Annotated in this window: 8 protein-coding genes; 4 read left to right on the top strand and 4 right to left on the bottom strand. The window is 49.4% G+C overall.

Annotation, left to right across the window (positions count from 1 at the left end; translation table 11 throughout):
- Window positions 1–286: 286 nt before the first annotated feature.
- Complete coding sequence (locus tag EFA69_RS01955) at window positions 287–1,672, bottom strand: aldehyde dehydrogenase (RefSeq protein WP_123131497.1); 1,386 nt, start codon at window positions 1,670–1,672, stop codon at window positions 287–289.
- A 279-nt stretch (window positions 1,673–1,951) separates the two neighbouring features.
- Between EFA69_RS01955 and EFA69_RS01950 the strand changes: the two genes are divergently transcribed.
- Complete coding sequence (locus EFA69_RS01950) at window positions 1,952–2,434, top strand: hypothetical protein (RefSeq protein WP_123131390.1); 483 nt, start codon at window positions 1,952–1,954, stop codon at window positions 2,432–2,434.
- Between the two features lie 142 nt (window positions 2,435–2,576).
- Here EFA69_RS01950 and EFA69_RS01945 read toward each other — a convergent pair whose 3' ends face one another.
- The gene (locus EFA69_RS01945; protein WP_123131389.1) at window positions 2,577–8,963 is read right to left on the bottom strand and encodes a T9SS type A sorting domain-containing protein; all 6,387 of its coding nucleotides are present in this window, start codon (window positions 8,961–8,963) and stop codon (window positions 2,577–2,579) included.
- Window positions 8,964–9,517: 554 nt separating this feature from the next.
- On the opposite strand from EFA69_RS01945, the gene EFA69_RS01940 reads away from it, so the two are divergent.
- From EFA69_RS01940 to EFA69_RS01930, 3 genes are all read left to right on the top strand, one after another.
- On the top strand, window positions 9,518–9,889 hold the full coding sequence (locus EFA69_RS01940; RefSeq protein WP_123131388.1) for a DMT family protein: 372 nt from the start codon (window positions 9,518–9,520) through the stop codon (window positions 9,887–9,889).
- A gap of 53 nt (window positions 9,890–9,942) precedes the next feature.
- The gene (locus EFA69_RS01935) at window positions 9,943–10,935 is read left to right on the top strand and encodes an AAA family ATPase (protein ID WP_123131387.1); all 993 of its coding nucleotides are present in this window, start codon (window positions 9,943–9,945) and stop codon (window positions 10,933–10,935) included.
- A 283-nt stretch (window positions 10,936–11,218) separates the two neighbouring features.
- Window positions 11,219–11,554 (top strand): hypothetical protein, encoded by a 336-nt coding sequence (locus EFA69_RS01930; RefSeq protein WP_148041228.1) that lies wholly within the window; start codon window positions 11,219–11,221, stop codon window positions 11,552–11,554.
- A gap of 199 nt (window positions 11,555–11,753) precedes the next feature.
- Here the strand turns inward: EFA69_RS01930 and EFA69_RS01925 are convergent, their stop codons facing one another.
- Together EFA69_RS01925 and EFA69_RS01920 are read right to left on the bottom strand one after the other, a co-directional pair.
- Window positions 11,754–13,091: a T9SS C-terminal target domain-containing protein gene (locus tag EFA69_RS01925; RefSeq protein WP_123131385.1), complete on the bottom strand. Its 1,338-nt coding sequence runs from the start codon at window positions 13,089–13,091 to the stop codon at window positions 11,754–11,756.
- Window positions 13,092–13,133: 42 nt separating this feature from the next.
- Entirely contained in the window at window positions 13,134–15,947 is a 2,814-nt protein-coding gene (locus EFA69_RS01920) for a TonB-dependent receptor (protein ID WP_123131384.1), read from the bottom strand.
- Between the last annotated feature and the right edge of the window lie 405 nt (window positions 15,948–16,352).

Genomic DNA, 16,352 nt, shown 5'->3' with positions numbered 1-16,352 from the left:
TCGTTTACTGGTTATAGCTTGTGTAATAAAAGGTGCAGAGGCTTTCTGTTCTTTATTGAAGAACTTCTTTTGCTACCTCGCTGAGGCTAAAGTATAAAATATTTAAAATTAATTAAATATTTTAAACAAATTTAAATTCATTGTTCTTCATCATGCCAAGCGTAGTAAAGCTGGTTGTATGATATAGGCGGTTCTACTTAGTAGACTGCTAAAGGAGTTTAGCGGCTCATTTTCGGGAAAAAGGCTTAAAACGTGGAGGAAGGTAGCCGTTATAGAATGGGCAGCGCTAGAGCCATTTAAAAAACTTCTTCATCCAGTTCATTTTCTTCCCATAAGGTGGGTACCTAAGCGGCACATCTGGGTTGAAGCCTTTGGTGAGCACGCTTTTCTGGTGCGAAAAAGCCTCAAAGCTGGCTTTACCGTGGTAATTGGCCTGTCCGCTGGTGCCTACGCCGCCAAACGGGAGGTACGGATTGGTGAGGTGGGAAATGGTGTCATTGATACAAGCCCCGCCCGAAGAGGTTTGTGTTAGTACCATCTCCTGCGCAGTTCGGCTTTTAGAGAAGAAATAAAGCGCCAGCGGCTTAGGGTGCGCATTCACCGTCTGGATGGCCTCAGGCAATGTTTTAAACGTTAATACCGGTAACAAGGGCCCAAAGATTTCTTCCTGCATAATGGGATCATCCCAAGTGACTTTAGAAAGCAAGGTAGGGGCAATGTACCGTTGGGCGGCGTCTGTTTGGCCGCCAGAATAAATATGAGCCGGTTTCAGGAGTGTTTGAAGCCGGTGAAAATGCCGGTCATTAATGATGCGGGCAAAGTCTGGGCTCAAAGCAGGGTTGGAGCCGTAAAACTGCCGAATAGTACGGTCCAGATGAGCCAATAAAGGAGTTGCTACATTCTCCTGCACCAGCACATAGTCTGGGGCCACGCAGGTTTGACCGGCGTTCAGGAATTTGCCCCATACAATTCGTCTGGCAGCTACCTCCAGGTCTGCGGTGTCGTCTACCAGGCAGGGGCTTTTGCCGCCTAATTCCAAAGTGACCGGAATTAATTGCTTGGCGGCGGCCTGAGCTACAATTCTACCAACCGGTACGCTGCCGGTGAAAAAGATCTTGTCGAACGGGAGCTCCAGGAGGGCTTGGCTGGTTTCCGGGCCTCCCTGTACCACCGTTAAATATTCCGGCGGAAAAGTCTCCTGAAGCAGGCGGGCGGTAAGTTGGCTGGTGGCTGGGGTGAGCTCAGATGGTTTTAAGATGGCGCAGCATCCGGCCGCAATGGCCCCTAGCATAGGAGATAGCGTGAGTTGGAAGGGGTAGTTCCAGGCGCCAATAACTAAGGCTACACCGTAGGGCTCTGGGTAGATCAGGTCTTTGGACGGGAAATTCAGGAAACTTGACTTCACCCGCTTCGGCTTTGCCCACTTACCCAGGTGGCGCAGCATGAATTTGATCTCAGAGAGCAGAATGGCAATCTCAGTGGCATAGGTTTCAAAGGCTGGTTTGCCAAAATCAGCGGCTAAGGCTGCCATGATGGCGCTCTCTTCTTTTTCAATGGCGCTTTGGAGGCGGCGCAGCATCTGCAGCCTGAATGGCAGCGAACGCGTCTTACCGCTGTTGAAATGTTCTTTCTGCAGTTGCACCAGTGTCTGTAAATTGAGTAAAGCGTTCATAGAAGCGAGTGTTATTCTTACCATCTTCTTATACTCTTTCTGCTCCAAAAAGGCGTAGCAGGCTGGCAATAACCGGTTTGTATTTTCGGCCGCCGCCGCCCAGAAACTTAAGAATAGCTAAATTTCGTTTTTAAGCTATTTTTGCAAAAACAGCCGCTAAACGCAGCCTAACCCACAAGGTTTTCTGAATTTTGGCAGGCAATTTTTGAAACAGACACGTAAAAAGGAAAGCACTTTTTAAAGGCGAAAATTTATTTACAAAGCAAAAAGAGAACAGGCATGGCACCACGCGGCAGTTACGATGATGAATATGGCTACGATGAGGATGATTTCAACAGCAATCATTTTGATGATGAGTTCTCCTTTGACGATGACGACGATGATGATGTGTTAGGCGGCGGAAGAGGCGGTTTTGGCGCAGATGATGACGAGGAGGTAAACTTACCTTATGAGGGAGAGCTTTTCAATGAGATGCTGAGCAAACTGCACGGCACCCTTATCATGTATGGCGAAGATGACCCTGCCCTCATGGACCTGCAGGCCGAACTTCTGCAAGTAGACAATGACAAATTAGGCACTGCCACAGATGATATGTTCTATCTGGAAGAGGCCAGCCAGATTGCGAAGGTGTTGAAGAAACACATCTCTGCTTCGCCCAAGATCAAGGAGATCCATGACAATTTCATGAAGGACATCACCCGTTTCAGCGATGAGTCTGCGGAAGGTCACAAAGGCGATTATTATCTGGAAGACGAAGAGTAAAAACACTGCGCTACATAAAAAGGGCGGTCCTGCCAATTGGCGGGGCCGCCCTTTTTATGTAGCGCAAGTATAAGGTTTCTCCTGGTGTAAAAAACAGAATCGGCTCCTTTGGGAGCCGATTCTGTTTAGGAAGAGGTAGAGTTTATTGTTTCACCACACGAAGTACTGTCTCAAAACCGTTGCCGGCTAGCTTGAGCAGGTAAGTACCCGTGGCTACATTAGTCAGGTCAAGTGTCTGTACTGCGCCTCCCTCTAGTTCAGCGGTTTTCACCATGCGGCCATCCAGCGCGAACACTTTCACCATCACTTTGGCCGGGGCCACATTGGTCAGGTCAAGGTTCACCGCATCGGTGGTGGGGTTAGGGTATGCTTTCACAGTTACCTGAGGGGCAGCGGCTGCCTTGGTCTGCACGGCTATGATCTTGCTGTACTCAAACTTGCCGTCAAAGTCTACCTGTTTCAGGCGGTAATAGCTGGTTCCGCTCACAGACTTATTGTCAAGGAAGCCGTAGTTCAGGAGAACGTTACTGTTGCCGCCGCCTTTCACCTGTCCAATAACACTGAAGTTCTTGCCGTCTGTGCTTCTTTCAACAGAGAAGAAATCATTGTTTTTCTCTGCGGCAGTAGCCCACTCTAACTGTACCCCATCTTTCTGCACCTTGGCTGTGAAGCTGATCATGGTAACTGGCAGCGGAGTAACAATTGCAGCGGTACGGTAGGCGTATTCATTGTCTTCTTCGGTCTGCATAGAAGCACCACGGCCTCCATTGTCTGTGTCAAACAAATCTATGATACCATCATTGTTGGTGTCATGGTAGTAGGCGGATCCCTTGGTTAAGTAGTTAGGATATCCATTGGTTAACTTTAACCACTGCGGGGTACCATCTTTATCTTTGATGGTGTTCACGTACCAACCCTTGCTCGTTGCATCCTCAAACAGTCTGGCTCGTTCCATCAGGTCATCCATGGCTTTGCCGTCGTTGTTGTCATCAAAACCTTCTACATAGTCCATTGACATGTCATTGTCAGAGTCAAGGTCAAGATAATCTGGTGTGCCATCTTTGTCTGTGTCTACCGGTGTAATACTGGTGCCGCCGGTAGTGGCGTCATATTCATCACTGAGGCCGTCAAGATCACTGTCTAACCCAATACCATTTATGTAGCTGCTAGTGGCTTGAGCTTCATAGTTATCTAAGATGCCGTCATTGTCAGAATCTAGGTCTTCATAGTCACGGATGCCATCTTTGTCTGTGTCTGGGTATGATAGGATAGAAGTCGTGTTGTTGTTGCTAGGTTGTAACACTATGGGTATACCATTGGCGTTAACGGAGCCTTTGAAAACACCTATGGCTGCATTATAGATATCGCTAGAGGGAACTATGCCTCCATTAGATTCTACTGCGTTCGGGATACCGTCACCGTCAATGTCAGTGTCAAATCCTTTGATCAGTCCGTCTAAGTCTAAGTCAAACGCATCATTGATGTCATCATGGTTCTTATCCCGGAAGGCGCCATAGAGGGGATGGATGAAGTCTTTGTCCAAGAAGTTAGGGATTCCATCGCCGTCTGCGTCAGCGGTACCATCGGTGGCATTGTTTACCTGGGAGGTGAAGATACCGTCGTTGTTGTCGTCAAGGTCAAGAGCATCAGGCACTCCGTCGTTGTCCCAGTCGTCTGAGATCCGGAAGCTAATGGTGTTCTGCGTCATGCCCCCTATCGCATCTGCGGTTTCAATAGTTATGGTGTAAGTGCCAGCTACCAAGGCAAATCTGTTGCTCACTTCAATATCACCATTGCTTTCCAATTTGAGACCGGCAGGCAAGGTGCCGTTGACAACCTTGGCATTATTGATAGGGCCATCTTGGTCAGTTGCTTCCGCGATATTGTCTCCATTGCGCATAGCAAACGGGTGCTTGTTCACGGCGATCACCTGGTATTTCGCTTTCCGGTCAACGGCCGTGATGTACACAATGGTAGTATTGTTGCCGTCTTTGGTACTGCCTCCGTTTGGATCAAATTCATTGCCTGCTGACTTATAGCCAATGCTGTTCAGAACCCCAAGCGCAGTTGGCTGAACCAATAGAGATACTGTCTTGGTCTCATTCACTCCCAGGTTGCCAATAGTCCAGATGCCGGTGGCGGGATTGATGCTCGTACCTGCGTCTGGCGACCCGCTGCCAGGAACCAACGTCAAGCCTGGCGCTACCCCGGCCGTTACGGCTACCCCTGTGGCAGGGTCTGGCCCTATGTTAGTGGCGGTGATCGTTACTTTGTACTGCCCTCCTACATAATAAGGACCGGCTTCAATTATGCTGCTCAAAGCAATGTCTGCGGAAACGGTACCTTGTATACTTGCCTGCTGGCTGTTGTTAGAGGTAACCTGGTCATATTGGCCGGAGGCCACCACAGAAGCGGTTGTTGTATAGGTTATGGCACTTTGTGGTTTCACTCTGATGACTAATGTCTGAGCGTTGGCGGCGCCTGGGAGCACATCAGAATCTAAGGTCCAGCGGCCAGTGGCTGGGTCATAAGAACCGGAAGTGACGGTTGCGCTCACAAAGCTGAGGCCGGCGGGTAATTTGTCCTCAATGACTACACCGGTGGCAGCGTCTGGCCCGTTGTTCTGCAGTCTCACTGTGAACGACGTCTCCTGGCCATTGTAGAAGGTGGCTGCACTTGCTGTATTGGTTACGGCTAATTCTGCTACCGGCAACACATTGAGCAGGGCAACAGCGGTATTGTTTTCAGTAATGGCATCATATTGGTCCTGATTGGTTATTCTACCTCCTAGTGCCAAACGCCCTGTGGTGTTAGGAACGGCTTTCAAGGTTAAAGTGGCAGATTGGCCAGACTCTAAACTTCCAACTGACCAGATACCGGTTTCAAAGTTATAAACAGTGCCTTCTGAGGTGGCCAAATAGAAAGGAGTGTTCAAGGTTCCGGTGCGCGTGTCTCTTCCTGCAAGGTTGGTAACGCGGTCTGGGCCGTTGTTGGTCACTTTTATGGTGAAGGTAGCCTCTGAGATACCATTGTAGAATTTTCCCTCTGGGTCATTGCTTACCACAGTGAGCTCAGCTTTAACGTCTGCTTTCTTCCGGACAACCAAAGAGGTAGAAGCCGTGTTGTTAGAAGCTACATTATCTACCTGTTCTGCCGTGCCTGTTCTGGAAGCGGTGAAGGTGTAATTTTTATCTCCTGTTACTGTTGCGTCCGCATTGGGAACAGCCATCAAAATTAATTCAGTAGAGGCTCCGTCTGCTAAGGTTGGAATTGTCCAGATGCCGTTGGAGTAAGTTCCTGTTGTAGCATTTACCCGGTTTAAGGTAAAGCCAGCAGGAAGAGCTGCATCTACGGTAACATTGGTAGCCGCATCTGGCCCCGCATTCCTTACCACTACTTTAAATGGAACCAAATCCCGTGTATAATATTCATTAGAAGGAGTTGACACAGCCACGACAATATCTGCCGTGATGATACCTGAGCCCGATTGGATCGTGTTGGAGGCACTGTTGTTTCCAGCCACGTTGTCAAATTCAGTATGCGTCTGGCTGGCGGTAGTAGTGATTACCGCACTTTCTTTGATGATCGCTTTCACCGTTAGCGTTGCTGTAGCTCCGCTCGCCATAGAAGGGATAGTCCACTCTACTTTTCCGGTACTTGCAGTGGTGGTTACGGTTCCGGTGGTTACTTGGGCTGGCGAAATCTGCAGAGAAGTAGGGAATTGATCTGTGACTACTACATTGGTAGCGGTGCTTGGCCCGTTGTTTCTGACAACTACTGTATAGGTAACTTCTTCGTCATTCTCATACGTTGTTCCTGCCGGGGCAGAGACAGTGTTGGTCACGGCAACATCTGCGGTTGGCCGCACCGTAATGGTCTGCGAAGCGCTGTTGTTTGTTGCTACATTGTCATTCTCTGTATGCGTCTGCGTAGCGGTAAGGGTAAAAGTACCTACTAAGGTTGGAACCGCGGTAACAACCAATGTTTGCGTGGCAGATGGCTGAATGGTTCCTACTGTCCAGTACGCGACACCTGACACCACAGACACAGAACCCGTGCTGGGGGTAAAGGCTGTAGGAGTAAGGCCTGCCGGAATAGGGCTGCTCAGAACTACGTTGGTAGCGTTGTTAGGGCCGTTGTTGATGGCTCTGAAGGTGAACGTGATAGCGCTGTTCTGATTAGGTGTTGTGTTGGACACTACGTTGGTCACGGCCACATCTGCAGAAGGTGACACATTGATGGTGACAGAAGAGGTATTGTTTCCGGCGTTTTCATCCAACTCAAAGCCTGTTCTGCTGCCAAGATCGGCGGTTGTAGTGATTGTGCCTAGAGCAGTTGCTCTTGCCGTTAAGGTTAAGGTTTTGGTTTCGTTCACCGCTAATGCACCCACTGTCCAGTTACCGGTAGCGGCATCATATCCCGCAGGGGCAGCACCTTCCAACGTTAAGCCCGCAGGCAACTTATCTGTTACCACCACGCCTGTAGCGGCATTAGGCCCCAGGTTTTTAGCGGTAACGGTAAAGGTTACCAGATCACCGTTGCTATAGGTAGTCTTGGTAGTTGTGTTCTTTACTTCAATATCTGCGGCAGCCTGTACGGTGATGGAAGCTGTGGCGCTGTTATTGGAGGCTACATTGTCTACCTCTGTGTGCGTTTGAGTGGCGGTAGTGGAAATAGTGCCTAAAACCAACGGTTTGGCCGTAATAGTCAGTGTCTTGGACGCTCCAACGGCTAGGGCGCCAATGTTCCAGATGCCAGTGCTGGTGTTATAATTGGCCGCGTCTGATGAGCTTACAAATTCCAGTTTGGTAAGGTCTAATTTATCTGTTACCTGTACATTGCTAGCCGTGATAGGACCATTATTGGTAGCCGTTACGGTATAGGTAAAGGGTTTGCCAATGGTATAGGGAGCAGCGGCGGCAGTATTGGTAACGGCCACATCTGCGCTACAGTCGTACGTGAAGGTGGCTGATTGGGTAGAAGAGCCTGTATAGCCATAGGTCCAGGTATTCACGGTTTTCAGGTCACCGGCAGAGGTGGTGGCAGAGCCCCAGCGGTGTACGCCATTGGTAGAAACGGCACCAAAAAGCTCAGACTGTGGGGAAGGGAATGAGGAAGTAGGTAAGTTAGAGTCATCCCAGAAAAGGAGACCGTCATAGTTAGAACCGGCTACTGGCCTAACATCCTGTACCCTGAAACCGTCTGCGTTGGCTTCGGCATCCCATACCGGGAAATGGATGGGGGAGCTGTTGTTCCGGAAGAAGTAATTGATAGTGGTGTTCTTGGCTACAATTTGGTTGAGGCCGTTCAAACCGTTCCACTCCACGGTACGGGCTCCTTTGGTGCCGGTAGACTCCAGCAACACATCAGCTGTGCCCGGTTGGTAACCGGCTACTCCGTTTAGGTTGATCAAGACCACAAAGGTGCTGCTTTCTGAGGTGTTCAGGTTAAAGGTAGATTTACCTCCGTTGGTAGCGGTGTTACAGCCGGATTTTACATCTACAGTAAAGGTAGGGGCCGTGGCACTTGGCCAAATGGCAGGGTCTGGGTCATTCACGAAGTTGAACAACTCCGGGTAATCTGTCTGTGCGCCCTGGCTTTTTCTTCTTTCAGCGTCAGTGGTTCTTCCGGTGGCAGAAGTAGAGCCATAGCGGTTGGTCACAAAGCGGAAGAAGTTCTGCGGGGCAATACCCGCTAACTCTATCTCTTTTACAAAATATCTGTCAAGTTGGTCTTCGCTGGGAATCAGCGGATACATGTTAAAGTCTTTGGAGAAAACGTTATTGGTGCCGCCCGCTGAGAAAGACCATAATTTGCTGCGCATACGGCCCGGTTTCTCTGTGCCCGTCCCGTCAATGACCGTGAAATCCCATAAATCATATACAGAGAACAATTGGCCGTCAGACATGTTGGCCTCTCCCACCTGAGTGAACTCAACCCAATAATCTCTGTCTGCGCCAGTATTGTTGGTTATTAACAATGGGGTGTAACCGCCAGAGTTGCGGGTGGTGCCGCTTTGGGTGAACGTTGGGCCTGCCAACGCCTGAGCGGGAGTGGCAATTACCCCTGCCTGGTTGGTGTTCAGCAACATTTGCCTGGTGGAGCTCTGGTTTCTGAGAAGGGTAGTCTGCCGGGCAATAGTACCCGCAACGTCTGAGCTGGACGCCGCATACCTAACAGTTATAACCAAATCTCCCTGGTTAGAGGTGGTTTGGTCATGGATGGCCCTGCGAACCCCATACATTAACCGCTCCCCGTTTTTTACCCTAATCAACAACCGGTGATCTGCCGAGAAGGTAGCCCCGTTCCGGCTAAAGCCAGCCGGTTTCAGAAAGCTAAGCGAAGTAATGGCTACGCCAGAGGCACTTGGAAAGTTGGCATCATGGGCCAGGTAACCTACCTTGTCATTGGCTGGATCTGTCAACCCAGCCGTAGACCTGTTGGGAGTGAGCTGCTTTGATCCCTCACCAAACATGGTGAGAGGGAGTAGAAGCAAAGCAAAGAAGGACAAGAGTAATTTTTGTTTCATATACTTTTTTTTACTAGTGTTCTCTAACAATCTGGGATTTAAGCTCACAGGAATGATCAGCCGTTCTCTAAGGATAAATCTGGTATTAGATTTAGGCTATGTACAAGGTTATAGGTGCTGATGCTTAGTTGCTTAGCACAGGTCAAAAATGTGCAATAAGTTCCGTTGAGCGTAAGAATATTCGTTCAACAGGTAACTTCACCCGATGAATGGGTGAAATAATCGAGATTTGATTAAGTAATTAGCAATCAAGAGGCTATGTGAGCTGTTTGGCAAATGGCTAAAAATACCTGAATAGAAGAGAAATCTATGGGGAAAGAGGTAACGATGTGGAATTGGTTTATTAGAAATGTTATAATTTTTGTGATGCTATTTATAATAGTAGAAATTATATTTAATTATTAAGCTTTATTGGTACGTGACCTATGGCCTTGATTTTCTATTAAAGAGTTACTGAATCCGTTTAGCGGCTCTTTTTCAAAAAAGAGGCGCTAAACGCAAACTCCCAGCATAGGTTTATTTCTTAAGAATATGTTGCCTCAAAATAACCTTCTATGAAACCATTGTACACGATTTTATTGCTGGCCCTTTCTAACCTGTTCATGACCTTTGCCTGGTACGGACACTTGCAGTTCAAGAAAATAGCCGGTTTGCAGAAATTAGGATTAGTGAGCGTTATACTCATTAGCTGGGGATTGGCGTTCTTTGAGTACATTTTTCAAGTGCCCGCCAACAAAATTGGTTACCGCGACAACGGTGGGCCTTTTTCCCTCTTTGAACTGAAGACATTGCAGGAAGTCATCTCCTTGACCGTATTTACGTTAGTAACCGTCTATGTCTTTAGAACAGAGAAGTTGGCATGGAACCATTTAGTGGGCTTTGGCCTATTGATACTAGCGGTTTTCTTTGTCTTCAAGAAGTGGTAGACCAAGACTGTGCCACAGAATGGTTACCTTAGCCCATTCGTAAATAAGATGACATGCAGACGGAAGAACTCTCATACCAGGAAAAAATAAGGGAGCACCAGCTGAAGATAAAGCAGGTGTTCAGGGAAATGAGCAAGGTAGTGGTAGGGCAACAATACATGGTCAACCGCCTCCTCATTGGCTTGTTTACCAATGGGCACATCTTATTGGAAGGAGTGCCGGGTTTGGCCAAGACTTTAACCATCAATACCCTGGCCAAAGTGCTGCACCTTAATTTTCAGCGGATCCAGTTTACGCCAGACTTATTGCCCTCAGACCTCATCGGGACCATGATCTATAACCAGAGCTCATCGGCGTTTGAGGTGAAGAAGGGGCCTATTTTTGCCAACCTGATCTTAGCCGATGAGGTAAACCGCTCACCCGCCAAAGTGCAGTCTGCCCTGCTGGAGGCCATGCAGGAAAAACAGGTGACTATTGGCGAAAAAACGTACCGACTAGACTTGCCGTTTCTGGTGCTGGCTACCCAAAACCCCGTGGAGCAGGAGGGAACCTACCCCTTGCCCGAAGCGCAGGTAGACCGATTCATGATGAAGGTATATGTGGATTATCTTTCCAAAGCCGATGAGCTGGAGGTAATGCGCCGCATGTCTAACCTCTCTTACAGCAGCACCGTCAACACCATTCTCACCAAGCAAGACATCTTTGACATCCGGAACGAGATAAACCAGGTGCAAATCTCCGAGACGCTGGAGCGCTACATCATAGAACTGGTGTTTGCCACCCGCCGCCCCGCCGACTATGACTTGGCAGATTTCGCCCAATACCTGCAGTTCGGGGTCTCGCCCAGGGCGAGCATCGCGTTGAACCTGGCCGCCAAAGCCGTCGCTTTTTTTGATGAGCGTGATTACGTACTGCCTGAGGACATCAAGGAAATTGCCTCAGACGTGTTGAGCCACCGCGTGATTCTGAACTATGAAGCTGAGGCCGACAATGTGCAGACCAAAGATTTTGTGGAGGCCGTGCTGCGCAAGGTGCCCATCAGTTAAGGAATGAACTCGCTATTATAATTAGGAAAGGCAGTCTGTAAGATTGCCTTTTCTGTTTTAGGCCAGTTTTTGGAAAAACGGCCGCTAAACGGACCTGAGCCTGTTTAACCGGCTGAGAATGGGATTCAATCTGCGTTTTTTCTTCTACCAATAGGAATGGGCTGGCTTAATCGGGAGAAAATGTTGTTTAAACTCTTGTTTATGGGTATTGGCCTAAATTAAAGTTTCTGCCTGTAAAAGCGCCCTACCTTTGAATCAGAAATACAAACAGCACCCTTTACCCATGAAAACTTTAGCCCTTATCATCGTCTTCATCCTGTCTTACTCCCTAACCGCTTCCGCCGATTCTTTCTCAATTGAGAATAAGGGGCTTAAAATGGAAATGCGTAGGTTGTATGCTGAGCTAAAGTTAAGCGAGACACAGTTTGTGAAACTGAAAGGGTTGGAGAGAGAAAGGCTGCGTGAGTTAGAAGAAGTTCAAAACGTAGTTTCCGGAACCCGGCTGGAAATCTTGCACACCCAAATCAACAGCTGGTATGAAGACGCGGTTCTGCAACGGTTGACTCCGGTTCAGCAGAAGAAATACCTCATCTGCAAAGGCTCCTTCAGAAGAAAATAGACCATCCATACACCTACTTAATTTATAAACAGAACGTCCCTCCATTGGAGGGACGTTCTGTTTATGTTCTCTCATGATAAAAAAAGCCCGCCATTGCTGGCGGGCCCCTTTGTGCGTGGGAGACTAAGCCATGCACAAAGTGATTGTTCCATCCTTATTTCTCACCCATATTGATGGACAATCTTGCTGTTGGACTAGGTTAGTAGTCTGTGTTCTGTGGATCCCAGTTGGTCCAGCCGGTAGTCCAGTTAGTGGTTCCGAAGGCGCCAATGTAGGCTACTTCCTCAAATCCGGTGAGGCCGGCGAAAGAGGCACCTGTTAAGGCCGGAGAACCCGTCTGCGGCAGGTAAGGGGCTGTAGTGGCTAAATTCAGCTCGGCCAGCGTCTTAATGCTGTTGCCATTGGCAGAGGTATTGAACCAGTTGGCGGCGTTGAACTCAGAAGTAGAAGAAGAGGCCTTGTTAAGGGCAGTGTTGGCACCTGCTCCCGCTACTACTGTGTTCATGATTTTGATGCCGCCGTTCTGGGCATAACCTTCCACTAGGGTACCGTCTAAGGTGATTCCTTTGTTGTACCCACTAATGATGGTATTGCGGATGTTGAGTTTAGTGCCTTTTTTCAGATGGGCACCTTGGCCAAATTGAGCATTAGCCGGTAAGTTGCTACCCGGGCCAATAATAGTCACGTTAGAGAAGGTAGCAGTAGTGAAGGGTTCACGGGTAGAACCGTTTCCGTCATTGTCAGACTCAAAACCGTTGGTGGCACCGCCTGAGGCAACGTCCCACAGGAGTGGATCACTGATGCCAAGGGCATACTGTACCTTACCGGAGAAGCCGTAGTCTGTGTCAAACATGTCGTCTGTGTTTCTGTAGGCCACTAAGTGTGTTGCCTTCACCGCGCCGCCAAACCACTCAAAGGCATCGTCGCCACCAAAGGAAACCTGAATGTGGTCAATCTTGGTACCTGACCCTACTGAGCCCATGGTCAAACCATTCAATTCCTGGTTAGGCTGTAAAGGATAGCCGGCAAACTCAATGCGTACATAGCTGAATACCCCTGAATTGTCGGCGTCATTGGTTCCTCCGTACACGGCTTCTGGTCCGCCTTCCACTTTAGGGTCTGAGGGTTGATTGTGCTTGGCTCTTCCCAAGATCACCACGCCACCCCAGTCGCCAGGCAGGCGGCTTCCTTTAGGTTGGTTGGAGGTGAACACGATAGGTTTTTCAGCGGTGCCTTGGGCCATGATCTTGCCGCCGCGCTGTATAATCAATGTACCTTGGGTAGCTTTCTCACCTTTGATGACTGTGCCGGGCTCAATGGTTAAGGTGCCACCATCTGCTACATACACAAAGCCTTTGAGGGTATAGACGGTATCTGCATCCAATGTTCTGCTACCGCTAATGCTGCCCTGTAAGTTGGCCGTGCCTTTGCCAGTAGGACCAGGAGTTGGCTCGCTTGAATCGTCATCTCCGCAGGAAGAAAATCCTAAGGCAACGCAGGTCATGAGCAATGCAGATAATTTTCCGAATTCTTTCATACTTGTTTTAGTAATGGTTAAAATTGTCTTGATAGAGCAGGGTTAGAAGGTGTAGCCTAGGGTGAAGGTGCCGTAAACACCTCTGTTAAAGTTGTAGATGGGCAGGTCTGAGGCATCAATCTTGCCGCTCAGGTTGGTATCTTCCTTAAACCGGAACTGCTGGTTGAACAAGTCCGTTACCCCTGCCTTCACCTGCATTCTGTTCTTGAAGTTCTTGGTGATGGTGATATCTACCACGTGGCGGGGCAGTTCATAGATAGAAGGGGTCTGGGAATCGCCTACGCGGTAAATTCTGGTGCCTAACACGTTGTACATGATAGAATACTGCCAGCCGGTCTGCTCATCCTGGAAATAGAGCCCCGTGTTCACGATGTAGGGCGATTGGCCCATCATGGGGCGGTCTTGTTCTTCAGAAGAAGCCTCATCTCCTAAATTCACGCGGCTGTGGATCAGCGATGCGTTAAGCACGAAGGAGTGGTTCTGGATAAACTTGTTACCGCTTAGCTCCAGGAATGACTTTCTCACTTCGGCCTCCACGCCAATGCTGTTGGCATACTTGCCGTTCACGTAGGTGTAGTTGATGCCCGTGCCCGGCACAAGTTTGGTCTCAATGGGGTTCACAAACCGCTTGTAGAACACCCCCAGGGAGAGGAACTCTGCGGCAGAAGGATAGAACTCATACCGCAGATCCAGGTTATGGATGGTGGCCGTTTTCAGGTTGCTGTTCCCCTGTACTGATGCATTCTCGTTGAAGTCATAGAAGTTGAAGCGAGCCTGCTCCCTGAACTCCGGTCGGTTCACCGTCATGCCGTAGGCAACGCGTACCAAAGAACGCAGGCTGAAATTATAAGCAGCGTTCACAGAAGGTAGCACATACAGCTTTTTGTCATCTACCGGGTAAGAACCAGATTGGTCTGCGGTGTTTACTTCGCGTCTGTTGAATTCGGCCCTAACTCCTCCGTAGAGGTTTATTTTCTCCAGGAAGGTTTTGGCAATACCCGCGTAACCCGCTACCAGCGTGTTGGCGGCATTGTATTGGTCGGCAATGGAAGTGCCTTCGTCAAAGAGCAGGCCGTTGGGGTAGGTTAGGTTCTGCGGGGCAAAGATTTGCTCTACCGGCAGGTTAAGGATGGCCTGGTCTGTAGTACCGCCGCCGGCTCCGGTGTTTCTCTTGTAGTTGAGTGTGCGGGCATTGAACTCACGGTCTTTTCTTTCGGCGTAAAACCCTATGTTCAGTTTGGGCGCGTTTTCTACGTCTGTGGAGTCTGCGGCATGGAACAGGTGTTGCCACTGGCCTTCGGCGATGTAGGCACTTTCTGTTAAGTCAGAGAAGAACCGGGAAGCGTCATATAAAGTGATGCCGCTGGCAATCTGCACCTGGAACGGACCTTCTGAACCGGCATTGCGCTGGGTGCGCACTCTTCTAAGGTCTGGCTCATTCCTGCTGATGTAATTGTACCCCGCCGACCAGGTAAAGGTGTTTCTCTGATCTGCCGTGGAGTGGGTGCCTTGCAGCTGCCCGGTGTAGATGCTCCGGCTCTCGTAGCGCAGCGCGTAGTTTCTTTCCTCGGCGGTGCTGCCAGACTGGTAGTTGAACCCTTCCCGCACCGTTGCCTGGGAAACCCCTATCTGATTGAAGAGATTGCGGAAATCCAGCTTGTTGTTCTCGTTTAACCGTAGGGAGAAGTTCTGCAACACGCCTACCCGTACTGAGTTGCCCGAAAGTTGGTCTACGTAGCTCCACTCCGGGTCTACCCCGCCGTCTGGGCGCTGCTGTTGATAGCTGTTGCGGGTGGTGTTCTGGTTCAGGTGCGAGTTGGAGTAAGAAATAGACGTGATGCTGGACAAGCGGTTCCCGCCTAGATCAAACACGCGGTTCAGGCCCACATTCAGGCGAAGGTCTGGCGCGGCGGTAGATTGCTCCGGTTTCCAGACGTTGGACAAAGACAGATTCTGTCCGTACTGGTTCTTCTGCTCGTAAGACAGGCCTTGGAACTGAGCCGTAGAAGGAAAATTGCTAGCCAGTTGTCTGGTGCCGCTGTCAAAGCCCAGGAAATCGGTTTTGCTTCCTTTGTAGGTGTTGTATTGTTTGAAGGTGGTGCCGGAACGGAGGCCGGTACCAATGCTGAAGGTGGTGGAATTCTCTGTTACGGCATTTCTGGTAGTGACTTTGATAGCCCCGCCGGCAAAATCTCCGGGTAATTCCGGGGCCGGCGATTTGTAGATGAGGATGCGGTCAATCACGCTGGTGGGCAGTACGTCAAAGGAAAAGGCCCGCACATCTACCTCAGAACTGGGGGTAAGCACGTTGTTCAGCAGCACAGAATTGTAGCGTTCGCTCAAGCCCCGCACAATAATGAACCGGTTGTCTTGGATAGTTACCCCGGGAATCCTTCTCACGGCCTCGGCGGCGTCACGGTCCTGCGCCTTCACAATCTGCTCATTAGACATCCCGCTCACCACCACGTTGCTTTGCTTTATGTCCTTGATAAGGGAAATATCATTGTTTACCTGGCGCTCGGCTACCACGGTTACTTCGCCCAGGCTATGGGCATCGTCTTCCAAAGCGGGGTTGAGCGTGGTGGTTTTGCCGGCTTCTATCTTGATGCCCTCCAAAGTGAGAGGCTTATAGGAGACATAGGTAACAGTGACTTTGTAAGTGCCGGGTGCCAGTTTAAGTGAGTAGCTTCCGTCCAGGTCAGTAGCCGCGACATTGGAAGTTGTAGCCGAAACAGTAGCGCCGATAATGGCTTCACCGGTTTTTTTGTCCTTTACTTTTCCGGAGAGGGTTCCTTGCTGTGCGTAGCTAACGGTGGCGCTGATCAGGAGAGAGAGGGTGAGTAAAAAGGCTTTCATCAGGTAAGTATTAGTCTCGCTGCAAAACTAGAGCGACCACTTTACCCCATGATTAACCGCCTATTAAGCTATTGTTAAGGAGCCCGAGGGAATATTACTCATATGTTATCCTAGCTTTTGAGTGCGCAAGGAGCAGTCCGTTTAGGGGCTGTTTTCAGAAAAAGAGCCCCTAAACGCAACAAGTTAGATGCCTGCCCAGGGAAGCTGCTTATGCTGTGGAAGGGTGCATGGAAGGACGTGCCGCTGAGATTTACTTTAAAGCAGTTTTCAGAAAAAGAGGCGCTAAACGCGAAAAGTATGAGGTGGCGACGAGGTTTTACCTGAAGACAGCAGATGTGCTAAGGGAGCAGGGCAGTACCGCAACTACGATGCACTAATAAGAAGACCACGGCTGTTTCTAGAAGG

The organism is Rufibacter immobilis (assembly GCF_003721565.1).
Classification (GTDB): domain Bacteria; phylum Bacteroidota; class Bacteroidia; order Cytophagales; family Hymenobacteraceae; genus Nibribacter; species Nibribacter immobilis.
The sequence above is the reverse complement of the archived record's forward strand: the minus strand, read 5'-3'. Positions and strand labels throughout refer to the sequence as shown.